Annotated in this window: 22 protein-coding genes; 4 read left to right on the top strand and 18 right to left on the bottom strand. The window is 65.7% G+C overall.

Features of this window, described 5'->3' with window-relative positions:
• Positions 1-72 precede the first annotated feature (72 nt).
• The gene (locus ACIGJB_RS08625; protein ID WP_483729472.1) at positions 73-747 is read left to right on the top strand and encodes a TetR/AcrR family transcriptional regulator; all 675 of its coding nucleotides are present in this window, start codon (positions 73-75) and stop codon (positions 745-747) included.
• Positions 748-760: 13 nt separating this feature from the next.
• Here the strand turns inward: ACIGJB_RS08625 and ACIGJB_RS08630 are convergent, their stop codons facing one another.
• From ACIGJB_RS08630 to ACIGJB_RS08655, 6 genes are all read right to left on the bottom strand, one after another.
• Positions 761-1,924 (bottom strand): porin, encoded by a 1,164-nt coding sequence (locus ACIGJB_RS08630; RefSeq protein WP_483729473.1) that lies wholly within the window; start codon positions 1,922-1,924, stop codon positions 761-763.
• 41 nt (positions 1,925-1,965) lie between these two features.
• Entirely contained in the window at positions 1,966-2,889 is a 924-nt protein-coding gene (gene yddG / locus ACIGJB_RS08635; protein WP_483729474.1) for an aromatic amino acid DMT transporter YddG, read from the bottom strand.
• Positions 2,890-2,937: 48 nt separating this feature from the next.
• Positions 2,938-4,440, bottom strand: coding sequence for an aldehyde dehydrogenase (locus ACIGJB_RS08640; RefSeq protein ID WP_483729475.1), 1,503 nt, complete (start codon positions 4,438-4,440; stop codon positions 2,938-2,940).
• Positions 4,440-5,348: a dihydrodipicolinate synthase family protein gene (locus ACIGJB_RS08645; RefSeq protein ID WP_483729476.1), complete on the bottom strand. Its 909-nt coding sequence runs from the start codon at positions 5,346-5,348 to the stop codon at positions 4,440-4,442. Before ACIGJB_RS08645 ends, ACIGJB_RS08640 begins: the two co-directional genes overlap by 1 nt.
• Positions 5,349-5,395: 47 nt before the next feature.
• Complete coding sequence (locus ACIGJB_RS08650) at positions 5,396-6,730, bottom strand: MFS transporter (RefSeq protein ID WP_483729477.1); 1,335 nt, start codon at positions 6,728-6,730, stop codon at positions 5,396-5,398.
• A 93-nt stretch (positions 6,731-6,823) separates the two neighbouring features.
• Positions 6,824-8,143: an NAD(P)/FAD-dependent oxidoreductase gene (locus ACIGJB_RS08655; RefSeq protein ID WP_483729478.1), complete on the bottom strand. Its 1,320-nt coding sequence runs from the start codon at positions 8,141-8,143 to the stop codon at positions 6,824-6,826.
• Positions 8,144-8,374: 231 nt separating this feature from the next.
• On the opposite strand from ACIGJB_RS08655, the gene ACIGJB_RS08660 reads away from it, so the two are divergent.
• Complete coding sequence (locus ACIGJB_RS08660) at positions 8,375-9,103, top strand: GntR family transcriptional regulator (protein WP_483729479.1); 729 nt, start codon at positions 8,375-8,377, stop codon at positions 9,101-9,103.
• 33 nt (positions 9,104-9,136) lie between these two features.
• On the opposite strand, the gene ACIGJB_RS08665 is transcribed toward ACIGJB_RS08660, so the two are convergent.
• The 3 genes from ACIGJB_RS08665 to ACIGJB_RS08675 form a co-directional block, all read right to left on the bottom strand.
• Positions 9,137-10,114, bottom strand: a complete 978-nt coding sequence (locus ACIGJB_RS08665; RefSeq protein WP_483729480.1) for a lysylphosphatidylglycerol synthase domain-containing protein — start codon at positions 10,112-10,114, stop codon at positions 9,137-9,139.
• Positions 10,111-11,331, bottom strand: a complete 1,221-nt coding sequence (gene clsB, locus ACIGJB_RS08670; RefSeq protein ID WP_483729481.1) for a cardiolipin synthase ClsB — start codon at positions 11,329-11,331, stop codon at positions 10,111-10,113. The genes ACIGJB_RS08665 and clsB overlap by 4 nt, the downstream gene beginning before the upstream one ends.
• Before the next feature lie 241 nt (positions 11,332-11,572).
• Positions 11,573-12,037 carry a PaaI family thioesterase gene (locus ACIGJB_RS08675; RefSeq protein WP_483732290.1) on the bottom strand — a complete coding sequence of 155 codons (465 nt, stop codon included), beginning with the start codon at positions 12,035-12,037 and terminating at the stop codon, positions 11,573-11,575.
• Positions 12,038-12,234: 197 nt separating this feature from the next.
• Here ACIGJB_RS08675 and ACIGJB_RS08680 point away from each other — a divergent pair, with 197 nt between their 5' ends.
• Complete coding sequence (locus ACIGJB_RS08680) at positions 12,235-12,477, top strand: DUF1289 domain-containing protein (protein WP_483729482.1); 243 nt, start codon at positions 12,235-12,237, stop codon at positions 12,475-12,477.
• Positions 12,478-12,499: 22 nt separating this feature from the next.
• Here the strand turns inward: ACIGJB_RS08680 and ACIGJB_RS08685 are convergent, their stop codons facing one another.
• The 4 genes from ACIGJB_RS08685 to ACIGJB_RS08700 form a co-directional block, all read right to left on the bottom strand.
• Complete coding sequence (locus ACIGJB_RS08685) at positions 12,500-13,225, bottom strand: MOSC domain-containing protein (RefSeq protein WP_483729483.1); 726 nt, start codon at positions 13,223-13,225, stop codon at positions 12,500-12,502.
• On the bottom strand, positions 13,222-13,941 hold the full coding sequence (locus ACIGJB_RS08690) for a glutamine amidotransferase (protein WP_483729484.1): 720 nt from the start codon (positions 13,939-13,941) through the stop codon (positions 13,222-13,224). The genes ACIGJB_RS08685 and ACIGJB_RS08690 overlap by 4 nt, the downstream gene beginning before the upstream one ends.
• A 68-nt stretch (positions 13,942-14,009) precedes the next feature.
• On the bottom strand, positions 14,010-16,499 hold the full coding sequence (locus tag ACIGJB_RS08695) for a penicillin acylase family protein (protein ID WP_483729485.1): 2,490 nt from the start codon (positions 16,497-16,499) through the stop codon (positions 14,010-14,012).
• A gap of 124 nt (positions 16,500-16,623) precedes the next feature.
• On the bottom strand, positions 16,624-18,054 hold the full coding sequence (locus ACIGJB_RS08700) for an aldehyde dehydrogenase family protein (protein ID WP_483729486.1): 1,431 nt from the start codon (positions 18,052-18,054) through the stop codon (positions 16,624-16,626).
• A gap of 189 nt (positions 18,055-18,243) precedes the next feature.
• Between ACIGJB_RS08700 and ACIGJB_RS08705 the strand changes: the two genes are divergently transcribed.
• A complete protein-coding gene (locus ACIGJB_RS08705; RefSeq protein ID WP_483729487.1) occupies positions 18,244-18,840 on the top strand; it encodes a hypothetical protein in 597 nt (198 codons plus the stop codon).
• 80 nt (positions 18,841-18,920) lie between these two features.
• Here the strand turns inward: ACIGJB_RS08705 and ACIGJB_RS08710 are convergent, their stop codons facing one another.
• From ACIGJB_RS08710 to queE, 5 genes are all read right to left on the bottom strand, one after another.
• Positions 18,921-20,543, bottom strand: a complete 1,623-nt coding sequence (locus tag ACIGJB_RS08710) for an ABC-F family ATPase (RefSeq protein ID WP_483729488.1) — start codon at positions 20,541-20,543, stop codon at positions 18,921-18,923.
• 183 nt (positions 20,544-20,726) lie between these two features.
• A complete protein-coding gene (gene ldcA / locus ACIGJB_RS08715) occupies positions 20,727-21,683 on the bottom strand; it encodes a muramoyltetrapeptide carboxypeptidase (RefSeq protein ID WP_483729489.1) in 957 nt (318 codons plus the stop codon).
• 15 nt (positions 21,684-21,698) lie between these two features.
• On the bottom strand, positions 21,699-22,232 hold the full coding sequence (tadA, locus tag ACIGJB_RS08720) for a tRNA adenosine(34) deaminase TadA (protein ID WP_483729490.1): 534 nt from the start codon (positions 22,230-22,232) through the stop codon (positions 21,699-21,701).
• Positions 22,233-22,239: 7 nt separating this feature from the next.
• Complete coding sequence (locus ACIGJB_RS08725; protein ID WP_483708216.1) at positions 22,240-22,716, bottom strand: 6-pyruvoyl trahydropterin synthase family protein; 477 nt, start codon at positions 22,714-22,716, stop codon at positions 22,240-22,242.
• Between the two features lie 106 nt (positions 22,717-22,822).
• Positions 22,823-23,458: a 7-carboxy-7-deazaguanine synthase gene (queE, locus tag ACIGJB_RS08730; RefSeq protein WP_483729491.1), complete on the bottom strand. Its 636-nt coding sequence runs from the start codon at positions 23,456-23,458 to the stop codon at positions 22,823-22,825.
• Positions 23,459-23,833: the final 375 nt, after the last annotated feature.

A 23,833-nucleotide genomic window follows, 5' to 3' on the forward strand; every position in this document is an offset into this window, starting at 1 on the left:
CCCGTCTTCTCGTGGATCGCGCGATTGGTACAATCCGCCATCACCCGCATCGCAATGGCGAAAGAGAACGTCATGGAGACAGGCCACGAACCCGACATGGAAGACGCCGTTGCCAAGGGCACCCGGCGGCTGTTGCCGGAGGAACGCGAGCAACAGATTGTCGAAAAGGCCATCGAGCACTTCACGCGCAACGGCTTCGGCGGCAGCACGCGCGAGCTGGCACGGCAGATCGGCGTCACGCAGCCGCTGCTGTACCGCTATTTCGAGAGCAAGGATGCACTGATCGAACGCGTCTACAACGAGGTGTTCCAGTGGCGTCCGGACTGGGACCAGCAGATCACCGACCGCTCCCTGCCGCTGACGGAACGGCTCTACGCGTTCTACCTCGACTACTCGTCCGTCATCCTCCGCGAAGAATGGATCCGGCTGTTCATCTTCGCCGGGCTCACGCACGAAGGCATCAACAAGAAATACCTCGGCAAGCTGCGCAGCAAGGTGTTCGTTCCCGTGCTGGCCGAGGTCAGGGCAGAGTTCGGCATTCCCGCTCCCCGCGACGCGGCCGAGACCGAAGCCGAGATCGAGATGATCTGGGGCCTGCACGCCGCGATCTTCTATATCGGCGTACGCAAGTGGATTTACGGGCTCAAGGTGCCGACCGACATGGACGCCGTGGTCCGGCAGAAAGTCGACATGTTCCTGAACGGCGCCCCGGCGACCATACGCGCGCTGCGCGCAAAGGCGAAGTAGGCCGCACCGCCTCTTAGAAAAAATGCCTGAGCCCGAGCCGGAACATCATCTGGTTCGATCCCGAGGCCACGTTCGCCGCGCCCACCACATAAGCCGCGTCAAGCACGCTGCCCGTCATGTCGCCCGCCACGTGCTGGACCATCGCCTGCACGTAGACGTCGGTGCGCTTCGAGAACGCGTAGTCCGCCATCACGCCTACGGAGTGGTAGACCGGATGCTGCTTGCCGGATGTCGCATCGAAGGTGGCACGCGTATAGGCATACATCGCGCCAAACCAGTATGCCGGGGCGGCCTGGTACTTGATGTTCGCCTCGACGTTCTGGAAGCGCAGCGCGCCAAGCGTTCCGGACGGGGGCGTGATATCGCCGACATAGACGGAACTGCGCGGATCGGCGACTTCGGTCTGTGCGTAGGAGATGCCGACCGTGGTCTTGCCGAAGCCATAGGTCCCTCCGGCGCCCCAGATCTTCAGCTTGCTGCCCGGCAGGTTCTGGTCTCCGCCGTTGTTGATGGCGCCATAGGATGTGGCGGATGGGTTGTCGGCCTGCAGGTACGCGGCCGCCAGCACCAGACCGCCCGTCGCGTATTGCGCGCCCGCACTGAATACGCGATTGTTCGAAGCCTTGACGTCGTCACTGAAGCCATACATCCCGCCGAACTTCAGCCCACCCAGTGCAGGACTCGCGTACTTGACCGTGTTGTTGACGCGGAACGTATTGATCAGGTTGTCGTTGTCGTAGGGGTGCGCAAACATATAGCCGCCCCATGAGCCCCCCGCCGACGTCTGCGCGAGGTAGTCCACCACGGAATCGTACTGGCGCCCCAGGGTAATCGCGCCCCAGCGCGCATCGCTCAACCCCATGTAGGCCTGGCGCCCGAACAGCGCACCGCCCTGGAATGCGCGGCCGTTGTCCACGTCGAAACCGTTCTCGAGCTGGAACATGGCCCTGGTGCCGCCGCCAAGCTCCTCGGTGCCCTTCAGGCCCCAGCGGCTGCCATGCGGGAATCCGCTGGCCATGGCGACCTGGCTATGGCCGCCAACGTTGCTGGTGTAGTTGATGCCTTCATCGAGCACACCATACAGCGTCACCGAGCCTTGCGCCCACGCCGACGCGGAACTCGCGCACAGGGCGGCCATGCACAGCCACTGTGCGCGCTTGTCTCTCTCCATTCTCATTTGGATAATTCCCTTGGGATACGTAGCCCCGGGTGAAGTTGCTATGTCGTCTGGCCGGAACCGGACGACGCGAACGCCCGCCCGCGTTGCCCGCGCGTAGCCAGCCAGCACAGGACGGAGCCCGCGCAAACCATCGCCGCCCCTTTCCAGAACGCGAGGGAAAGCGGCGCATGCAGCAGCGCGGCGGCCAGGGCGGCCGAGATCACCGGGATGAAATACGACGCGCCGGCCAGGACCGTCACGTTGCCATGCAGGATGCCGACATTCCACGCGGCATAACCAAAACCCATCGCGCAAGCCGCCAACGCCAGGTAGATCAGGCCGGTGACGCTAAAGCTCATGACCTCGCCGCCCGTGAACAGGTACTTCGCCCACAGCGCGAGTGCCGTCAGGATGAAGAACAGCGTGACGCCGTTCTTGCCCTGTGCAATGCGCGCCGTCACCGTGCAGTAGCCCGCCCAGATCACCGCACCGGCAAACGCCAGGCCGTAGCTCAAGGGGTTGTCCCGCACATTGCCGGCCATGCTCTGCAGATCAAGTCCCTGATCACCGCCCAGCACCGATGCGATGCCCAGGATGGCCACCAGGAAGCCGGGCACGATCAGCCAGTTCGCCCGCTGCCGGTTGAACAGGATCGCAGCCAGCATCGTGAACGTGGGCCAGAGGTAATTGACCATGCCGACCTCGATGGCCTGGCTCCCGGTGTTGGCATAGCCGATCGACAGCGACAGGCACAGTTCATACGAGACGAACAACAGGCTGCCCCAGAGCCGATAGCTGCGCGGCAGCGCGCCGAGCCGCACCGGCCCCACCGAGAACCAGAGCAGCACGGCGGCGACCGTGTAGATCAGCGCAGCCCCGCCCGTGGCGCCGAAGCTTTGGCTGACGCCGCGGATCAGGCCGACGATCGAACTCCAGAGCAGCACGGCCACGAGTCCGATCAGCGTTGCCTGTTTTCTTTGCATGAATGCCATTTGGGTGAGGCCATCGATAAATGCGTGAAGGGTCGTACCTTACCGTGCCGGGGCCGGCACGTCGATCCAGATCGTCTTGATCTCGGTGTACTGGTCATGCGCCCAGATCGACTTGTCGCGCCCGCCGAAGCCGGACTCCTTGTAGCCGCCGAACGGCGTGGTGATGTCGCCCTCGCCAAAGCAGTTCACGGTCACCACGCCCGCGCGAATCTCGCGTGACAGCCGGATCGCGTGGTTCAGGTTGCTCGTGTAGACCGACGCCGCCAGCCCGTACACCGAATCGTTGGCCAGTGCGATGGCTTCCTCGGTGCTGTCAAAGGTCGTCACCGACAGGACCGGCCCGAAGATCTCCTCGCGGAACAGCGGGCTGTCCGCGGGCACGCCGTCCACCACGGTGGGTTCGACGAACGATTCCCCTTTCGTGCCGCCGCCATATGCCACGCGCAGCTTCTCGGCGCCGGCCTGCTCGAGGTACGAACGCACTTTCTGGAAATGCGCCTCGCTGACGAGGGAGCCGATGCGATGCTGCGGGTCGAGCGGATCGCCCATCTTCCATTCGCGCATATGGACGCCGATGCGTGCCAGCAGTTCGTCCTTGATCCCGGCATGCACGATCAGCCGCGACGACGCCGAGCAGTTCTCGCCCATGTTCCAGAACGCGCCGTTGACGATGTGCTGGGCGACGGTGTCGAGGTCGTCGACGTCCTTCATGACCACCGCGGGATTCTTGCCGCCGCATTCGAGCACGATGCGCTTCAGGTTCGATTCCGCCGCGTACTTGAGGAACAGCCGTCCGGTCGCGGTGGAGCCCGTGAAGCTGACCATCGACACATCCATGTGCATGCCCAGCGGCTCGCCCACTTCCTTCCCGCCGCCGGGCAGCACATTGAATACGCCCGCGGGAACGCCCGCCTGGTGGGCCAGTTCGGCGACACGCAGCGCGGTCAGCGTGGTTTCCTTGGCGGGCTTGACGACGATCGAGCATCCCGCGGCCAGCGAAGGACCGATCTTCCAGGCCAGCATCAGCAACGGGAAGTTCCACGGCAGCGCCAGGCCCACCACGCCGATCGGCTCGCGAACCACCAGCGACAGCGCTGCCGCACCCACGGGCGCCGTGCTGTCGTAGATCTTGTCGATCAGCTCGGCATGCCAGCGAATGGTATGGATGGTTTCGGGCACGTCGGTGTTCTGGCATTCGCGGATCGGCTTGCCGCTGTCCAGGCTTTCCATCACGGCCAGCTCGTGCGCATGCGCCTCAAGCAGGTCGGCGAACTTCAGCAGCACGGCCTTGCGCTGGCCCGGCGACTGGCGGTGCCAGCGCCCGTCCTCGAAAGCAGCCTTCGCTTTGGCCACGGCGATATCGACGTCCCGCGCATCGCAAGCGGAGATCTCCGTCAGCACCCGGCCCGTTGCGGGATTGGTGGTCTGGAAGGTCTTGCCCGACACCGCGCGGACGAAGGCGCCGTCGATGAAAGCCTGCGTCGGCAGCGCCAGGCTCGCCGCCATGGCGGCGTATTCAGGAGCAGTCAGAAGCTGTGCCATCACGCCTTGCCCTCGACGATCGTCGCCACGGTGCGCTTCAGTTCGGCCACGACGGCCTGCAGGCGGCGCTTGTCGGCGTCATCGAGATCCTGCAGCGGCGCGCGAACGCCACCGGGGCGCAGGCCGGCCAGCGCGCAGCCGTGCTTGATCGACTGCACGAACTTGCCGCCCTCCAGGAAGTCCATCAGCGGCATCATGGCGGACATGATGCGGCGGCCCTTGTCGAAGTTCTTTTCGATCACGCAAGCTTCGTACAGCGCGACGTGTTCGCGCGGAATGAAGTTCGAGCCGGCGCACACCCAGCTGCGGGCGCCCCAGGCGAAGAACTCCAGCGCCTGGTCGTCCCAGCCGCACGAAATGTCGATGTCGTGGAATTCCGTGGCAAGCATGTGCAGCTGCGAAGTCTGGCCCGAGCTTTCCTTGATGGCGACGAAATTCTGCGAGGCCGACGTGACCGTGCGGAAGAACTCGCGCCCCATCGACACGCCCATCCGGCCCGGATAGTTGTAGAGCATGACCGGCAGGCCCGCGGCCCGGTCGACGGTCAGCGCATGAATCGCGTTCTCGGCTTCGGTCGGTAGTGCATAAGGCGGCGAGCCGACCAGGATGGCGTCGGCCTTGATGGCCCTGGCGCCCTTTGCATATTCGACCGAGTCTTCCGTGCGCACAGCCCCGGTGCCGATGATCAGCGGCACGCGGCTACCGATCACTTCCTTCGCAAACGCTGCCAGCCCCAGGCGCTCTTCCGTGGTGTGCGCATAGTATTCGCCGGTCGAGCCGCCGATGATGATGCCGTGCACGCCGGCGTCGATCAGGGATTCCAGCACTTCGCCAAAGGCGGCGTTATCGATGTGGCCATCGGCCGAAAGCGGTGTGATGGCGGGCGTGTAGATACCTTGGAACTTCATGGTGCCTCCGAATATTCAGGAATTCAGGAAAGTGGATTTAGGACGGGTCAGTGGCTGAGCGAAGCGGCTTCCTGGAGACTGAGCGAACGGGTCTCCGGGGCCAGCGCCAGCGATACCAGCAGGCCAACCAGCGTGACCGCGGCGGCGGCGTACATCGTGTAGCCGATGCCGATGGTCTGCAGCGAGATCGGCACGAGCCAGGTGCCGATGGCCGCCCCGACTCGCGACAGCGATGCCCCGAGCCCAACCGCGGCCGAACGGATCTCGGTCGGAAACAGTTCGTTGGGATAGACCAGTTGCAGCACCTGTGCGCCGCCGATGAACAGCGCATAGGCGCCGAACAGCACGAGCACGAGCATCGGGTTGCCGTCCGAGCAGGCGCCCAGCCCCAGCAAGGCCAGGCCCGACCACAGGAAGCTGTGGATCAGCATGCTGCGGCGGCCGATGACGTTGATCAGTCGCGTGGCGATGATGCAGCCGACCACGAACAGCATGGTGATGGCCACGGAGCCGAACGACGCCCACTCGCCCTTCAGGTTCAGCGCCTGCAGCACGGTCGGCGCGAAGGCGTAGACCGCAAAGACCGGGATGACCGAACAGCTCCAGAACACCGAGACGAACAGCATGCGCTTGCCATAGCCCGAATGCAGCAGCGCGAGCAGCGACACCTTTTTCTCCGCCGCCTGCTCCGGCAGGTTGCGCAGCGAGAACGTCGGGCCGTAGACCTTGCGGATAATGTGCTCCGCCTCCGCCGTCCGGCCCTTGCTCAGCAGCCAGCGCGGCGACTCGGGCGTTCCCAGGCGTAGCACGACCAGCAGCACGCCGATGATGGCCGGGCTGGCAAGGACCAGGCGCCAGGCGTCGTCGCGGCCGGTATCCAGCAGCGCATTGCCGACGACATAGGCCAGTGCGGCACCGGCAAACCAGAGGATGGTCAGCATCGCCAGCCGCGGACCGCGGTGTTTCTTCGGCAGGAACTCGACCAGCAGGGACCCGGCGATCGGGTATTCAAACCCGACGCCGATGCCGATCAGGAAGCGCATGAAGAACAGTTCCGCGCCCGAGGTGGCCCAGTATTGGGCCAGCGAGCACAGGACGAAGATGATCGGCCCCACGAAATAGAGCCTTTTCCGGCCCAGCCGTCCGGTCAGCAAGCCGCCCAGGAAGCCGCCGCAGAAAATGCCGATCAGCGCCGAGGCCGCGACCATGCCCTGCCAGAAGCCGCTCAGGCCCAGCGCCGCGGCCAGCGGCACCATGGCAACGCCGATGATGCTCAGCACGTAGCCATCGAGCACCCAGCCGCCGCCCGAGCGCACGCATAGCAGTTGATGAAAGCCATTGAGAGGAACGTCCTCGATTGACACATTGTTTGTGTTTGCCACCGTTTGTCTCCTGGTTGACCGGTATCGCGCGGACCTGCTTTGGGTCCGGCTTTGATTCGGGATTCGATGCGGCCTGGCCGCGTGGTTGTCGGTTCAGACTTCCCTGCCCGCCCGGCGCTGGCCGAGCCAGAGATTGGCGTTGACGCCCATCGACAGGATCGGCTCCGGCAGATTGCGGTTCGGACCCGGCGATGACAGCAGGAAGTCGATCAGTTCGTTGCGCTCGTCGGCCAGGTGTTCGGCCAGCAGGTGGCCCGTGACCGTGCCGCGCGTGATGCCGAGCCCGTTGCAGCAGAGCGCGCCGTAGACGTTGTCGGCGAGACGGCCAAAATGGCCCATGTGGTTGCGCGACAGCGCGAGCGATCCGCCCCATGTGTAGTCGAACTCCACGCCGGGCAGCATCGGGAAGCGACGCTCGAACGAATCGCGGTGCGTGTGGACAAAACGCTCCAGGTACTTCGGGTTGCTGCGGCCGTCCGGGTTGTAGCTGAAGCTGTTGCGGACCAGGATGCGGTTGTCGTGCGTGCGGCGCAGCGTGGTGCCATACGGGTCTGCGGGGATCAGTCCCCAGAACGCCTTGCCGCCGAGTTGCGCCTGCTCCGCCTGGGTCAACGGACGCGTCAGGCTGGCGTAGGTGAAGACCGGCAGCATCGTGCCCTGCAGGAAGCCGAAGCGCTGGCCGAAGGCGTTGTTGGTCAGGATCAGCGTGTCGGCGGTGATGCTGCCGTTCCGATGCGTCAGGACGGTCTTGTCGCCGTACGCCACATCGGTAATCGCGGTGTGCTCGTACAGCTCCACATTCGACGGCAGGCTGTCCGCCAGCCCTTTCACCAGTGCCGCCGGCTGGATCAGCGCCGTGCCCGGCGTGAACAGCGCTTTCCGGTAGAACGACGTGCCGATATGGTCGGGCAGGTTCGCGCCTTCTATCATCTCGTACGGCTGGCCAAGCTTGTCCAGGCCACGTCGATAGGCGTCGAGCACCGCAATGCCGCGGTCCTCGATGGCCGCCTGGTACTTGCCGGAGGCCCGGAACTGGCAGTCGATCCCGTGCTCGTCGACCAGCGCCTTCAGGATCCGCTGTCCGGTCAGGTTCAGGTTCATGCATTGCCGTGCCGTCGCGAGATCGCCGATGTAGTCGTCGGCGCCAATGTCGTGCGGCAGATCGATCGCAAACCCGGCATTCCGGCCAGACGAACCGAAGCCGACTTCCTGCGCGTCCACCAGCACCACCGGGTCGTTGGGGAAGCGAAGCGCCAGCTGGCGTGCGGCGGCGAGGCCGGTAAAGCCGGCGCCGATGATCACCCACCGCGCCTTGGTCTTGCCGGAATGGGCCGGCCTCGGCTTGCGGGCCTTGCTGAGGTGAAACCAGCCACACGTGGCATCGTCGGCAGGCATCGCGGTTACTTTTGTCATCTCACTTCACTCCTGGCAGCCGGGGCATTTCCGCATCGGCTTGCGCCTTCGTTTTTGTGTCTATCATTTGTAGACAAAGAATATTTCTACGATAGACAAATCGCCATGAGGGTTTACGAGGAAAAGGAATTGAAATCTGGAGTGCTTCGCGAGTGGTTTTTTGGCCCGGCGGGCAACGGGCCCGGCGCCGATGCCATAAAATGTCTACGATTGATAGACAGGGGATCTCAGATGGCAAGAACCAAGGCTGGCGCGGAAGACGCGCCGACGTCCGACGCTTCGGTCGACCGCAAGGCGATGCTGGCCGAAGCCTTGCGCCGACGGATCGTCGGCATGGATTTGCCCCCGGGTGCGGTGGTGGATGAGCTGGCGCTCAGCGAAGAATTCGGCCTGTCACGTCCGCCCGTCCGGGAACTGCTGCGGCAGATGGCGGCCGAGGGCTATATCGAACTGGAGGCCAACCGGGCGGCACGCGTGTCGTCGATGAATCACCAGTCGCTGCGCAGTTTCTTCCAGGCTGCGCCGATGATCTACATCGCGACCACGCAACTGGCAGCCACGAACGCGACCGAGCGGGAAATCGACGAACTCAGGGAGATCCAGAAACGGTTCCGCGAGGCCATCGACCAGAACGACGTCGAGCATCGCGTCCTCAACAACGACCAGTTTCACTTGCAGATCGGCAAGATGGCGCACAACCCGTACCTGATGCCCAGCCTGCGCCGCATCCTGATCGACCATGCCCGGCTCGGGAAGATCTTCTACCGGCATCCGACCACCGTCGACATGGAGCTGGACCTGGGCAAGGCGGCCGACCAGCACGACGAGATCATCGAGGCCATCGCGCGCCATGATCCCGAAGCCGCCGGGGATATCGTGCGCGCGCATATGGATCTGTCGCGGCGGCGCATGACGGAGTATGTGGCACCCGTGGGCGTGGATGTCCCGCTAACGCTTTAGGCGCGGCGCCCCGCGTTGTCCCATGCAGGGGACTCAGGCGCGGTCGGCCTGCCCCGTCGCGGGCGTACCGCGCAGTTCCATCCACGCGTATATCGACGACGCGATCACCATCGGCAGCAGGTAATAGAGCGCCCGGTAGGCGATCAGGGCCGCGACCACGACATGCTCGGGAGCAACCGGACGCAGCAGCAGCACGAACACGCTTTCCAGGACGCCGATACCGGCCGGGATATGGGCGATCGCGCCGGCCACCGCACCAACCAGCAAGGCGGTGAGCGACTGCCACAGGGTCACCTCTTTGGGCAGCAGCAAATTCAGGATGCTGGCGAGCACGATCCAGTTCGTCACGGACAACGCTGTCTGCAGCAAGGCAAAACGGAATCCGGGCAGCCGGAACACGCGCTTCCTGAACCGTATGCTGCGTGTGCGGGCCTTCGCACAGGCCAGCCAGTAGAGCAGCCCGCATGTCAGCATCAGCAAGCCGATGGCGCGCAGCATCCATGGCGTGACACCCCACTCGGCCGGTAATACGGGCGGCACGATTGCGAGCACGCCGCCGGCCAGGAGCATGTAGCCGGTCCAGTTGGTGATGACGGCAATGGTGTAGACGCCGGCCACTTGCGACCCGCTGATGTTGGCGCGCGAATAGAGCCGCAGCCGCATGCCCAGCCCGCCCACCACCGCCCCCACGTTGAGATTGAAGATATAGGCGATAAACGCGATGAGCATGACGCGCGGCGTGGACAGGTGGTGTCCGGTGTATTGGCGCCCGAGGACGTCGAACGAGGCATGCAGGGCAAAGCTGACGCAGGCCAGGCCCATCACGGGCAACAGCGTGGCAACGTTGTAGCGCGTCAGGGCCTGCCATACCTGCGCCCAGTCGATGCCTCTCAGGCTGTGGTAGATCAGGTACACGACGAGCGCCACGAAGGCGATGCCTGCCACGCGCCGGATGATCGGCCAGGGCTTGCCGCGCCGCAGAGTCTGGCGGAGGCGGACCGTGGCCTTCATGGACCGTCCCGTTGAGCGTTGTCCACGTCCATCCCAGCCGGCGCATCGATGGCGGGCTCCGGTACCTCCGGCGACACCAGCCGCGGCGTATGGGCCGGCAGCCATCCCGCCCACGCGGGAAACTTGCGCAGGAAGTGGAAGATCACCGGCGTGACGATGCCATGCCACCACGCCTCCGGCGGGCCCTCCGCCGCGGAGATCTCGGTGCAGCTACGGGACATCAGGCCGCGCAGGTTGTCCTTGAGCAGGGCCACGAAGGCCGTATCGCGGATCACGAGATTGGCTTCGAGGTTCAGCGACAGGCTCAGGGGGTCGAGATTGCTGGATCCCACCGTGGCCCAGTCATCGTCCACCACGGCCACCTTGCTATGGTTCGGGCGCTCGCAGAATTCGAAGATCCGCACGCCCGATTCGCGCAAGCGCGCATACAGCATGTCGACGGCGCGCTTGACCCACAGCATGTCCGGCCGGCCTTGCAGGATCAGCCGCACATCGACGCCGCGCTGCGCCGCGGCGCAGATCGCCTGCAGCAGCCGATAGCCCGGCAGGAAGTAGGCGTTGGCAATGATGATCTCGCGCCGTGCCGCGCGGATCGCCATCAGGTAATGCCGCTCGATGTCGTTGCGGTGCTCGTGGTTGTCGCGCGTCACGAACAATGCGGCCCCGGGCAGCTCGGGTGCGAGCGCCGCGTTGCCGGGCGCAGCCGCACGCCGCCACCGGCGCATGGCGTACGGCCCGGCGGCACCCGCGCCAATGGCCTTCAGCATGAAGGCGTGGATCACCTGCGCGACCGGCCCGTGCACCTCCACGGCATAGTCCTGCTTAGCGCTCGGGCTGGCCTGGACCAGGTGATCGACGCACAGGTTCATCCCCGCGACAAAGGCGATAGACGCATCGATCGCCACCAGCTTGCGATGCAGCCGCCGAAACAGATTGGTCCGCTTGCCGAGCAGGTGGCGGCCCGGCGAGAACATGCGCACCGCAACGCCCGCCTCGGCCAGTCGCGCCATATAGTCGGCGGAAAGCTCGGCCGTACCGAAACCATCGACGGTCAGCGCTACCTCCACGCCCCGGTGCGCGGCCGCGACCAGTGCGTCGGCAAGCGGCTTGCCGACCTCGTCGTCGGCCAGGATGAACGTTTCCAGCAGCACGCTGCTGCGCGCCGCATCAATGGCCGCGATCAGGCTCGGGAAGAATTCCTCCCCGTTCTCAAGCAATCGGAACCGGTTCCCCGACGTCCATGCGCTGTCCATTTCGGGCAAGTAGCAGGATTGGTGCCCGGCAGCGCATGACGCGGGCGCACGAGGCGAAACCCGCGCCGCGGCAAGGCCGGCCGGGACTGGGATGTCCGGGCCACGGCACACGCATGGTGGAAATCAGGCCGCCCGAAGGTCGGCATCATGTAGGAATTGCCCTGCGGGCGAATCTGGCTATCCGGCTAAAGGGTCGCGGCGACCGTCACCCGAACATCGTGCTGCTCATCAGCGCCTTGGCCACCAGGACGCCGGCATCCGACTCCTCGGCGTACACGTCGACATCGCTGATCACCTGCCGGCGGCCGCGCCGCACCACGCTCGCGACGGCGCGCAGGCTGGCTCCGTTTGCCGGGGCCAGGTACTGGATGGTGAGCGAACCCGTGGCCCCGCCCTTCACCTGCTCCGGATCGGCCCCGGACGCCGCGGCGGCGGCGCCCGCGATATCGATCAGCGTGGCGATCACGCCGCCATGGACCGTGTTGCCCAAGGTGACGTTCTCCGGCCTGTACGGCAACACCAGCTCCACATGTTCCGGCTTCAGCACATCGAGCTGCACGCCGAGCGCACGCGCGACCGGCGAGCCCATCAGGACTTCCTCCACCATCTGCCGCATGCGGGGGTGCGTCACGGCGGGAGCGGAAACGGCTTGGGCGATGGCTTCGCGCATCTGTGGCTCCTTGGGATCGATCATCAACGCAATGCAGCGTACGCGGCATGATGCAGCCGCTCAACGACCTCCGAGGTAATCGGAATGATCCATGCCCTGCCGGCGGCACTCCGTCTCAAATCTGCCCGCTCATGGAACCCCGGGATGCCGTGGCAGCCCGTTTATAATGCCCGACTGCCAGCCCTTTCCACGCCTGCATGTCGTCTTCCCCCTCAGACTCCGTCCTGTCCGCCGTCCAGCCTGACGCCACCGGACTGGCTGACCGCCCCGACAGCCCCTGCATCGGCATCTGCTCGACGCTGTTCGACGAAATCTGCCAGGGCTGCGGACGCACCGCCTCGGAAGTCAGCAACTGGGTATTCCTGAGCGATGAGGAAAAGCAGGCGGTGTGGGAACGCATCACGCGCGAGGGCACAGCCCGGCGCTTCCGCCAGGGCTGAGCGTAGCCGGCCGCTTTCCGTTTCAGCCGCCGGCCAGGCGCTTTTCCATGTCTTCGACTTCGTGCGTCGCCAGCCGCTGGCGGGCCAGCTTGCGCCAGCTCTCGGCCAGCGGCGGCAACTCGGCCATCTCGGCCAACGCTGCATAGTCCAGGCGATCCACATAAAGCACGCGCAGCAGGCGGGCCACGCTCCAGTCCGGATACGGACGGCTGGCCAGCATCAGCGCATCGCCCACGCGCAGTTCGCCCTCTTCCAGCACGCGGTAGTACCAGCCCGTGCGCAGGCTCTGCTGCACCGCGCGCGACATGCCTGCGTGCCCGAAGCGATGGTTCAGCTTCCAGCATGGCTGGCGCGCCTGCGACACCTCCACCAGTGCGGTGCCAAGGCGGAAGCGGTCGCCGATGCAGACATCCGCTTCGGTGAGCCCCGTGGTGCTCAGGTTCTCGCCAAAGGCGCCCGGCGCAGCCAAGACCGTGCCGGACTGTGCGGAGAGGCCCGCAAGCTCGGCCCGCCAGGCCGCGTAATGATCGTATGCGTAGTGATGCAGCGCCTTTTCCGGGCCGCCATGGTGCTTCGGATCGCCCTGGCCATCGCCCGCCAGCCCGAGCGCTGTCACCCGCACAACATCCGCGATGGCCCGCTTGTCGATGCCGCTCGGCACGCCCTTCGGGCCGAAAGGGCGAACCTGGCCGACCAGGACCGCATCGACCGGGACGCCACGCAGCGCGGGCAGGTCGGTGCGGTTCACAGGCCGGCCTCGTCGAGCCAGCGCGCGAACATGCGGCGGCCCGCCGCAGCGACTGTCTCGCCGATTTCCGCGGTACGCGCGCGGATGGTGCGCGGGTCGATGCCCGCCTTGCCCAGTTCAAACGTGTGGCCGATCAGCCAGGCCTCGATATCGCGCGGCAGCACTTCAGGATGGAACTGCAGAGCCAGGACCTGCTGGCCGATGGCGTACGCCTGGTTGGGTACCGCAGCGGTGGACGCCAGCAGCTCCGCACCGTCGGGCAGATCGAATGTGTCGCCGTGCCAGTGCAGGACTTCCCAGTTGGCCGCGGCCAGTTCAGCGAGCGCCGATTCACGGCCCCGCGCTGTGGGCGCGATCGGCGCCCAGCCGATTTCGCGTGTTCCGGGGTAGACGCGCGCGCCGCAGGCCCGTGCAATCAGCTGCGCCCCAAGGCAAACCCCGATCACCTTCCCCTTGGCGGCAAGGCGCGCGCGAATGAGCGCGATTTCCTGTTCCAGCCACGGATACGCCTCGGTCTCATAGACCCCGATCGGTCCGCCGAGCACCAGCAGCAGGTCGGCGGGATGGTCCGCAATGGGCTGGAGATCATCGACGCCCGCCTGGAACACCTGCAGGGCGTGGCCGCGCGCGCGCAGCGCTTCGGCAATCACGCCGCCGTGTTCAAAGGCGACGTGCTGGATGATGTGAGTGGTACGCGAAGGGGTGGACGTTGCCATGCACGGCTCCTGCCGATGGGATGGCCCGAAATAGTACTGCCATTCGGTTGAGGACGTCCCGAAAGCGGCTATTTGCCGCGACTGCCCCCCTCCTTTGCCGTGGCGGGCTCCAGCACCAGCGTGTCGAACGGTTCGCGCGCCGGTTCACGCCGTCGCGCCAGCGTGATGTACTCCACCGCCGCCCACTTGCCGGTCCAGTCGCGGTAGTTCGGCGACACCGGGTTGCCCGACTGCCCGGTCGAATCCATGAAATGCGAGGCATCCAGGTCGGACAGGTCATAGAGCGCGCGCAGGCTGGCGGCGTGCGTGCTCTCGAACGGCGCCTGCTCGTCGCGCGGGTTGTTGCGCCCGACATTGACGGTGTAGGTGTCGCCTCCGGTCGGCACGCGCAGGTTGAACAACCCCGACAGGTACGGCTGCTTGCCGAACGGCTTGTGTTCCGAGCGGGCCGCATGCGCGTTGCCCCAGCGCCATTTGCCTGGGTTGTCGCCATAGCGCCGCGACAGGTCGGCGAGCGCGAGTGTCCATGCATCCGCGACGGCATCGGCGCAGGTCTCGTGCTCGGTCGTCCCAGACTTGTCGCACCAGAAGCTGCCAAGCGAGCCGGGGCCGGCAGCATTGCGCAGGATGTTCAGCATCGGCTGCTGCACGTTGCGCTGCTCCCACATGCGCTGGAACAGCGCCTCGCCGACCTTGTCCTCGAACAGCCGGCGCGACAGCTCGCGCAGCCACGCAGTGACGATCAGCGGCTCCGGCGCCGCGGCATCCATGGTGCCGTCCCAGTTGCGCAGCGCGTCGAACAGTTCGCGCTCGCGCTGTGGCCGGGTGGCGTCATTCGCGACGGGCGATGCCAGCAGCAGCGGCAGGACATCGCGCATGGCCAGCGAGACCACGTCCTTCTGGATCGCCCCGAACGACTCGAACGTATGGTGCGGCACACCATCGAGCAGCGCGCGGATGCGCTGGTAGCGATACGGCACGGTCCATTCGCTCGTGATGAAGTACGGATAGTCGGGCCCGACGATGCGCTGGTTCGCCGTCACGATGATGCCGTTGGGCGGGTTGTAGGCACGCGGCAGGTGCTCGAACGGGATAAATCCGTTCCAGTCATAGCGCGCGTCCCAGCCCGGGGCGGGCGCCAGTCCCTTGAGATCGTTGTCGGCGCGGCGCAGCGGAACCCGTCCCGGCGCGATGAAACCGATATTGCCGTCCACATCGGCATAAACCATGTTCTGCTGCGGCGAGTGGAAGTCGCGCAGCGCTTGCGTGAAACTCGCCCAGTCGGTGGCCAGGTTCATCTTCAATCCGGCCTGGAAGGTGAGATCGTCAGGGCGCAGCGCCGCCCACTGGAACGCCACGACGTAACGCGCGCCCAGCGGAGCCGCGGCATTGGCGACGGGTTCGGCCACATCGGAAATAACCGGGCCGTGACGGGTTTCGCGCACCGACAGGGTGACATCGGCCGCGCCCTTGACATGGATGGTCTCGGCACGCGTCACGAACGACGCCCAGCCATCCGGCGTCTGGTATTTCTCGGTGCTGCCCGGCTGCAGGCGTTCGAGGTACAGGTCCTGGACGTCCGGCGCGGTATTGGTGAAGCCCCAGGCAATGCGCGCGTTATGGCCCAGCACAACCAGCGGCGACCCAGGCAGCGTGGCGCCGGCCACGTCCAGTCCCGGCGCCTGCAGCCGCGCCAGGTACCAGAGCGCCGGCGCCTGCAGGCCGAGGTGCGGGTCGTTCGCCAGCATGGGCTTGCCCGACCGCGTATGCGCGCCGGACACCACCCAGTTGTTCGATCCCATTCCTTCCACATAGCCGGGCGGCGCCATGTCGCCGACGCGGGCCAGCGCCGAGGCCAGCGGGGCCAGGTGGCGGTACAGGTTGCCGTAGTCGAGCGTGCGGACCGGCCGCTCGCCCGGATACGGTGCCAGCAGCTCGCTGATGCGCGCGGTCGGCAATACCTGCGACAGCGCCATGCGCAGGGTTTCCTGCGTCCAGTTGCCGCCCAGGTCCCATGCCATCATGGTCTGCCAGCCCAGCGTGTCGGCGGGCTCCCAGTACTCCGGACGCGTCCGCAGGATCACGAACTCGGGCGGCAGCGGTTCCTTGCGCTGGTCGATATAGGCGTTCACGCCAGCCGCATAAACTTGCAATGCGGCACGCGAGTCCGGTTCGAGCTGCGCGAAGATAGCCTCGGCATTGCGGCGCACGCCCAACGTGCGAAGGAAGCGGTCGGTATCGAGCGCCTTGGGCCCGAGGATCTCGGCGAGCCGGCCCGCGACGATGCGCTTGTTCATCTGCATCTGCCACAGCCGGTCCTGCGCATGCACGAAGCCCAGCGCGTAATACGCGTCCAGCGGCGAAGCGGCCTGGATATGCGGCACGGCGTTGCGGTCGCGCACGATGGTGACGCGTCCGTGCAGTCCCGGCAGCGCCAGCGTGCCCGCGGATTGCGGCTGCGACGCCTGCCGGTACCAGATATAGCCGCCCGCCAGCGCCGCCGCGGAAACCAGCAACAGCACCGCTACCAGCCAGGCCAGCCGTCGGAACCAGCGCATCGGTCATCTCCCCGAGAGAATTTTTGTTTGGCGGCCATTATCGCCACCAACGCGCACAAACAAGAAGCCCCGCATGCTGCCATGCGGGGCCTTGGACCCAGATACCCGGAAGGGCTATCGGCTATCAGGCCGGCTTCTTGAGTTGCAGGGCCTTGTACTCGAGGAATTCCTCGAGCCCGTACTTGCCGGCCTCGCGCCCGTTGCCGGACTGCTTGTAGCCGCCGAACGGCGCCTGCATATTGAACGGGCCGCCGTTGATGTCCACCTGCCCGGTACGGATGCGTCGCGCCACGCGGATCGCACGCGCTTCGTCACCGGCCCAGACACCGCCGCCGAGGCCATAGACGCTGTCGTTGGCGATACGCACCGCGTCTTCCTCGGTGTCGTAGCAGATGATCGACAGCACCGGCCCGAAGATCTCTTCCTGCGCCACCGTGGCGCGCGGCTCCACATTGCCCAGCACGGTGGGCTTGACGAAGAAGCCCTTCTCCAGGCCCGCCGGCGCGTCGGGGCCGCCCGCGACCAGTTCGGCACCCTCTTCCAGCCCTCGGCGGATATAACCTGTCACGCGGTCCTTCTGCACCGCGGAAATCAGCGGCCCGAGCCGGGTGGTTTCCTGCAGCGGGTCGCCCACCGTAAAGCCTTCGACCACCTTCGCAGCCAGCGCCTTGACTTCGTCATAGCGGCTGCGCGGCACCAGCATGCGCGTATGCGCCGAGCAGGTCTGGCCGGAATTCAGGAAGCACGCGTTGATGGTGCCCTTCACCGCCGCCGGCAGGTCCGCATCATCGAGCACCACCGAGGCGGACTTGCCGCCCAGTTCCAGCGCCACGCGCTTGACGGTCTGCGACGCCAGTTCCGACACGCGCTTGCCGGCCCGGGTGGAGCCCGTGAACGACACCATGTCGACCTCGGGATGGCTGGCCAGGACCTCGCCGACCACCGGGCCATAGCCGGTCACCAGGTTGAACACGCCCGGCGGCAGGCCGGCCGCTTCGATCACCTCGGCCAGCACGAAGGCATTGAGCGGCGCCACTTCCGACGGCTTGAGCACCACCGTGCAGCCGGCGGCCAACGCAGGCGCCACCTTCAATGTGATCTGGTTGAGCGGGTAGTTCCACGGCGTGATCGCCGCCACCACGCCGACCGGCTCGCGCACGACCAGCGAATTGCCGACCTCTTCCTCGAAATCGAAGCTTTCCACCAGCTTCGCGGCCTGGCCCCAGTTGTAGACCGGGCCGCCAACCTGGATCGCGCGTGCCAGCTTGATCGGCATGCCGACCTCGCCCGCAATCAGCTGGGCCAGTTCCTCGGTCCGCGCCTTAAGGCCCTCGGCGATCTTGCGGATATAGTCGGCGCGCACCGCCGGCGGCGTGCTGGCCCAGCCATCAAACGCGGCCCGGGCAGCCTGGATCGCGTCTTCCGCGTCCCGTGCGCTCCCCTCGGGGATACGCCCCATGACCGCTTCGGTGGTGGAATGGATGACGTCGATCAGCCCCGTGCCGTGCGGGCTGATCCATTTGCCGTTGATAAAGAGTTTGTCTCGTTGTTGCATGGCCACAGTTGTCAGTTTGGTCAATCAGCGGTTGCAATTATTTTGTTACTTTTATGGTGCACCACATTGTAGAGCGGATTGGAGCAGGCGGTTTTTCAGGCTGCGCTGTCCGCGAGGCAACAGATGGCGATAATCGGTCGCGCCCCTGGGATCTCGCCAGCGCGGCGGAACCATAACAGGGAGCGAGACGTGGTTAACCCGATTTACCGCAAGACCGAAGCCGGCCTTGACGAGATCAAGACGCGCGCGCGCAAGCTGGATCACAAGCTGCGCGCCCTGCTGCTGATCGTCAATGGCGAACGGCGCGAGCAGGACCTGCTGTCGCAGCTTGACGGCATGGGCATAGGATCGGAGTCGCTCAAACAGCTGGTGCAAATGGGCCTGGTCGAGACCGTGCCGGAAGCCGTCCCGCAGCAGCGCCCCGCCCTGGTGAAGGCGGCAACCGCCAGCGAGGACAGCAATCTCTTCTCGATGTATGCCATGCGCCGCGTCGAAGCGCAGGAGTCCGCCCAGGCGCCGGCTACGGCGCTCCACTCCGAGGCGGATATCCGGGCCTACCAGCGCCTGTACCACTTCTACACGGATGTCATCAGCCAGCACCTTGGCCTGCGCGGTTACGTCATGCAGGTCAAGGTCGAAAAAGCCACCGATCTCCCGGCGTTGATCGCCCTGCGTGACCCGCTGAACGGCGCATTGCTCAAGGCCAAGGGCGAGATCACCGCGCAAGCCATCACAGGGCAGCTCGACGAGATCGTCAGGTTGATGGGGATGGACGAAGGCGGCTGAACTCGCACCGTCGCAAACAGCGAACAAGAAGCACAAAGGCCGCCCGGAGGCGGCCTTTGCGTTGTCGTGGTATCGGACGCTTAGCCGTCGATACCCTGCGACTGCAGGTACTCGTCATACGTGCCGAGGTAATCCGTCAGCGTGCCATCGGTACGCACTTCGATCACACGCGTAGCCAGGCCGTTGATCAACTCGCGGTCGTGCGAAACGAAGATCAGCGTGCCTGAGAACTTGTCCAGCGCGATCTGCAGCGATTCGATGGATTCCATATCCATGTGGTTGGTCGGCTCGTCCAGCGCCAGCACGTTGTGGCGGCCCAGCATCAGCTTGCCCCAGATCATGCGGCCCTTCTCGCCACCGGACAGCACCTTGACGTTCTTCTTGATGTCGTCCGCCGAGAACAGCAGTCGGCCCAGCGTGCCACGCAGCGAGGTCTCGTCGTCGCCGGCCTGCGTCCACTGGCTCATCCAGTCCATCACGTCGCGGTCGGTCGGGAATTCCTCGTAGGTGTCCTGCGGCATGTAGCCGACGTTGGCGTTCTCGGCCCACTTCACCGTGCCGCGATCGACCTCGACACCGCGCTGCACGCCGGTCTGCACCGCACCGTTCAGCAGGCTGCGCAGCAGCGTGGTCTTGCCCGCGCCGTTCTCGCCGATGATCGCCACGCGCTCGCCGGCCTGGATCGCCAGCGACAGGTTGTTGATGATCTTGCGGTCGTAGGTCTTGGTGACGCCCTCCAATTCGACGGCCAGGTTGTGCAGCTTCTTCTCGAACTCGAAGCGGATGAACGGGTTCTGGCGCGAGGACGGCTTGATGTCATCGACCTTGATCTTCTCGATCTGTTTGGCGCGCGAAGTCGCCTGGCGGGCCTTGGACTTGTTGGCCGAGAAGCGGCGTACGAAGTCCTGCAGTTCGCTGATGCGCTCCTTGGCGCGCGCGTTGGCGGCCATCTGGCGCTCGCGGGCCTGCATCGACGCTTCCATGTAGTCGTCGTAGTTGCCCGGGTAGACCTTGAGCGTGCCGTAGTCCATGTCGGCCATGTGCGTGCACACGGAGTTCAGGAAGTGGCGATCGTGCGAGATGATGATCATGGTGGAGTTGCGCTCGTTGAGCACCGTCTCCAGCCAGCGGATCGTGTTGATGTCCAGGTTGTTCGTCGGCTCGTCCAGCAGCAGCACGTCCGGGTTCGAGAACAGGGCCTGCGCCAGCAGCACGCGCAGCTTCCAGCCCGGCGCGACGTCGCTCATCGGGCCCTGGTGCTGGGCGGTGGGAATGCCTACGCCCAGCAGCAGTTCGCCGGCACGGGCTTCGGCGGTGTAGCCGTCGTACTCGGCATACTTGGCCTCCAGCTCGGCGGCCTTCATGTAGTCTTCGTCGGTCGCTTCCGGGTTGGCGTAGATGGCATCGCGCTCCTGCGCGGCGGCCCACATCTCGGTGTGGCCCATCATCACGACGTCCAGCACGCGCATGTCTTCATAGGCGAACTGGTCCTGGCGCAGCTTGCCCAGGCGAATGCCCGGCTCCAGCATGACGTTGCCCGACGACGGCTCCAGGTCGCCACCGAGGATCTTCATGAAGGTGGACTTGCCGCAGCCGTTCGCGCCGATCAGGCCGTAGCGGTTGCCCTCGCCGAACTTGACCGAGATATTCTCGAACAACGGCTTGGGGCCGAACTGCATGGTGATGTTTGCGGTAGAAAGCACGTCTGGAACCTTGTCTGGAAACGGGGTATGGCGCCATTGCGCCAGGCTTGCCGAACGGGGCGGCGCCGCCGAATGCGATGCGCCCCGGTTCATGGGAGAACCCGGCAGGAAATGAGGGAATAACCGGTTATTTTACCATCCGCACGCCTTTCCGGCGACCGGATGGTGCGGGTCGAAACGTCGTCAGGCCAGCGTCGGCAGCACCGGATAACCCGACAGGCCCAGCGTGAACCCTTCCGCACTCGCGCTGAGCTGCGCCTGCGCGCCCACCGGCAGCGTCAGCTTGCGCGCGCAGTGGCCGAACGGCAGGCCGGTCACCACCGGCACCTTCAACTCGTCGCGCAGGTAGGTCACGACGGCCTCCATGTCGTAGCCGTTGTCGTAGTCCGTCACGCGGTAGTTGGAGAAATCACCAAGGACGACGGCGCGCTGCGCACCGAGCACGCCGGCCTGGTGCAGCTGCACCAGCATGCGTTCCACGCGATACGGCGGCTCGTTGATGTCTTCCAGGAACAGGATGCCGCCTTCCACATGCGGCATGAAGCGCGTTCCCAGCAGGCTGCACAGCATGGCCAGGTTGCCGCCCCACAGCGTGCCCGCCACCGTGCCCGAGAACGGCTGCCCGCCGTCCTGCGGGGCCAGCACCGTCACCGTGTAGGCTGGATCGCGCAGGATGCCTTCGAAGTGCTCCCACATGAACGGGTCGACCGTGTCCGCGCCGAAATCCGCCAGCAGCATCGGCCCGGCAAACGTCACCCCGCCGGTTGCCGCCAGATAGGCCAGCTGGAACGCCGTGAAATCGCTGTGGCCGACGATGGGCGTGCCGCTGGCGCGTGCCTGTTCGGCTATCTGCGCGAAATCGAGCCGCTCCAGCAGCCGCGCGATGCCGTAGCCGCCACGCACGGCCAGCGTCAGCTCGTGCGGCGTACCGGTGCCTATCGCATGCAGGTCCGCGAGCCGTTCGGCATCGGTGCCGCCAAAGCGCAGGTAGCGCCGCGCCAGCACGTCAGGGTTGGTCGTGTGGTACCCGTGCGCCTTGAGCCAGGCACAGCCGCGTGCCGCGATGGCGACATCGTGCGGATACCCGGACGATGCGATCAGACGGACTTCGGTATGCGGCTGGAGGCTCGGTGTGCTCATACGGGTTGGGCTTGATCAGGGTTGTTCGGGATCGGACAGGCTTCGTGCAGCGAGTTGCGCGGCCTTCTGCGCACGGCGCCGGGCGCCGAAGAAGTCCTTCAGCATCTGCCCGCATTCGGCTGCCAGCACGCCGCTCGTCATGGTGGTCTGGTGGTTGAGCTGGGCCTGCTCGAACAGGTTCACCACGCTGCCGGCCGCCCCCGTCTTCGGGTCCGTCGCGCCGAATACCACATGGCGCAGGCGCGCATGGAGGATGGCGCCGCTGCACATCGCGCACGGCTCCAGCGTCACGTAAAGCTCGCATTCGGGCATGCGGTAGTTGCCCAGCACCTGCGCGGCCGCGCGCAGGGCCTGCATCTCGGCATGGGCAGACGGATCCATCGACTTGATCGGCAGGTTGTGCCCGCGCGCGATGATGGCATCGTTCCACACCACCACCGCGCCGACCGGCACCTCGCCCGCGGCTTCGGCCAGGCGCGCCTCGTCCATGGCGGCGCGCATATAGCGCTCGTCGCGAGCGATGTCCTCCGCCGTGCGGGTTTCCGTCATGGGCGACTCAGTCCTGTGCCGGCAGCTCCGCCGTGGCGGTGACTTCGGCCCAGCAGTTGGGCGTTTCGAACAGGACCAGGCGGGTCAGTTGCAGGTGGTGGCCGAAGCAGTCCTTGAACACCGGAGCCAGCATGTCGAAGGCGATCTGCGCCAGGTTCTCGACCGTCGGGATGGCGTCCAGCACCACGGTCTTGTGCCCTTCCATCGACTGCAGGAAGTTCAGCAGCGCCGTGTCCCCGCGATAGATCAGGAAGGCATGGTCCCATTTGGACACCAGGTGGTCCTGCGCCAGCGACTTGATATCGCCGAAATCGAGGATCATGCCGTCATCCGACGCACCCTCGCGATGCAGCACCTCGCCCGACAGCGTCAGGTCCAGGCGATAGCGGTGGCCGTGGATATTGCGGCACTGTCCGCAGTGGTTCGGGATGCGGTGGCCGGAATCGAATTCGAGCCGGCGGGTAATGGAAACTTGTTTGCTCATGGGTACGGGCGCTTGCAAGGCGGCCTGCATTGGGTGGACTTCATGCCGGAGTCCGCGGGCTCTATTGTGGCCCACGCTGCGGCCACGGGACAGGAATCCGCCTGAATCAGCGGATGCCCAGCAGCTTGTGGGTCTGCAGCGACAGGCGCCAGCGCGGGTGTCGCTGGCAGAACGCCACGGCGGCGGCGGTATTTTCGCGGGCCAGCGGGCCATCCATGGCCTGCACCAGGAAATACCGGAAATCCAGCTGCTCGTATGCGGCGAAGTCTTGCCCGGCCTGCGGCATCACCACCTTCAGCTCGTCGCCCTTCCTGACCACGAGCTCGGAGCCCATCTTGGGGCTCACGCAAACCCAGTCGATTCCCGGCGGCACCTCGATCGTGCCATTGGTTTCGATCGCGATCTCGAAGCCCTGCGCGTGCAAGGCGTCGATCAGCGGACCATCGAGCTGCAGCAGCGGCTCGCCACCCGTGCACACCACCAGCGGCTTGCCGCCAGCGCCCTGCGGCCATTCGGAAGCGACCGTCGCGGCCAGTTCCTCGGCCGTGCGGTACTTGCCGCCGCGCGTGCCGTCGGTGCCGACAAAGTCCGTGTCGCAGAACTGGCAAACCGCCGTGGCCCGGTCCTCTTCGCGCCCGCTCCACAGGTTGCAGCCGGCAAAGCGGCAGAACACCGCGGCACGGCCGGCGTTGGCGCCTTCGCCCTGCAGCGTATAGAAGATTTCCTTGACGGCGTAAGTCATGCTTTGCGGCGCGCTCCGGTCAGGAACGCAATGGTTTCAGCGGCCAATGGCGGCCGGTCTTTCATGGGTCGGGAGAGCGAGGCCAGGACTCCGGATCAGAGATGGCTTGAGGCAAGGCGGCCTCCGGCAGTGCATCGGGGCGGGGCTCCGCATGGCCTCTCGCAGGCTGTATCCGGCAGCGGCCAGACAACATGGAAGTATACCAGACGAGTCAGGGTTTTCGCTGAGATGGCGACCGCAGGCCACGTGGGGCAAGGGTCGCCGCCGTCACGTCACCCGCGCATGAGCGCGGGGCAGCCTTATCCGGGCTTACGAGCCATTCTTGCATTCATTTCAAATATCTTCTGTCGATCACCACCTTAATCTGCAAAGGTA

This window comes from Cupriavidus sp. C2SS-8b (assembly GCF_057073745.1).

Coding starts and splice junctions, on each gene's coding strand:
- ACIGJB_RS08625 (WP_483729472.1), top strand. CDS start 73: ATGGAGACAGGCCACGAACCCGACATGGAAGACGCCGTTGCCAAGGGC.
- ACIGJB_RS08630 (WP_483729473.1), bottom strand. CDS start 1,924: ATGAGAATGGAGAGAGACAAGCGCGCACAGTGGCTGTGCATGGCCGCC.
- yddG (WP_483729474.1), bottom strand. CDS start 2,889: ATGCAAAGAAAACAGGCAACGCTGATCGGACTCGTGGCCGTGCTGCTC.
- ACIGJB_RS08640 (WP_483729475.1), bottom strand. CDS start 4,440: ATGGCACAGCTTCTGACTGCTCCTGAATACGCCGCCATGGCGGCGAGC.
- ACIGJB_RS08645 (WP_483729476.1), bottom strand. CDS start 5,348: ATGAAGTTCCAAGGTATCTACACGCCCGCCATCACACCGCTTTCGGCC.
- ACIGJB_RS08655 (WP_483729478.1), bottom strand. CDS start 8,143: ATGACAAAAGTAACCGCGATGCCTGCCGACGATGCCACGTGTGGCTGG.
- ACIGJB_RS08660 (WP_483729479.1), top strand. CDS start 8,375: ATGGCAAGAACCAAGGCTGGCGCGGAAGACGCGCCGACGTCCGACGCT.
- ACIGJB_RS08665 (WP_483729480.1), bottom strand. CDS start 10,114: ATGAAGGCCACGGTCCGCCTCCGCCAGACTCTGCGGCGCGGCAAGCCC.
- ACIGJB_RS08675 (WP_483732290.1), bottom strand. CDS start 12,037: ATGCGCGAAGCCATCGCCCAAGCCGTTTCCGCTCCCGCCGTGACGCAC.
- ACIGJB_RS08680 (WP_483729482.1), top strand. CDS start 12,235: ATGTCGTCTTCCCCCTCAGACTCCGTCCTGTCCGCCGTCCAGCCTGAC.
- ACIGJB_RS08690 (WP_483729484.1), bottom strand. CDS start 13,941: ATGGCAACGTCCACCCCTTCGCGTACCACTCACATCATCCAGCACGTC.
- ACIGJB_RS08695 (WP_483729485.1), bottom strand. CDS start 16,499: ATGCGCTGGTTCCGACGGCTGGCCTGGCTGGTAGCGGTGCTGTTGCTG.
- ACIGJB_RS08700 (WP_483729486.1), bottom strand. CDS start 18,054: ATGCAACAACGAGACAAACTCTTTATCAACGGCAAATGGATCAGCCCG.
- ldcA (WP_483729489.1), bottom strand. CDS start 21,683: ATGAGCACACCGAGCCTCCAGCCGCATACCGAAGTCCGTCTGATCGCA.
- tadA (WP_483729490.1), bottom strand. CDS start 22,232: ATGACGGAAACCCGCACGGCGGAGGACATCGCTCGCGACGAGCGCTAT.
- ACIGJB_RS08725 (WP_483708216.1), bottom strand. CDS start 22,716: ATGAGCAAACAAGTTTCCATTACCCGCCGGCTCGAATTCGATTCCGGC.
- queE (WP_483729491.1), bottom strand. CDS start 23,458: ATGACTTACGCCGTCAAGGAAATCTTCTATACGCTGCAGGGCGAAGGC.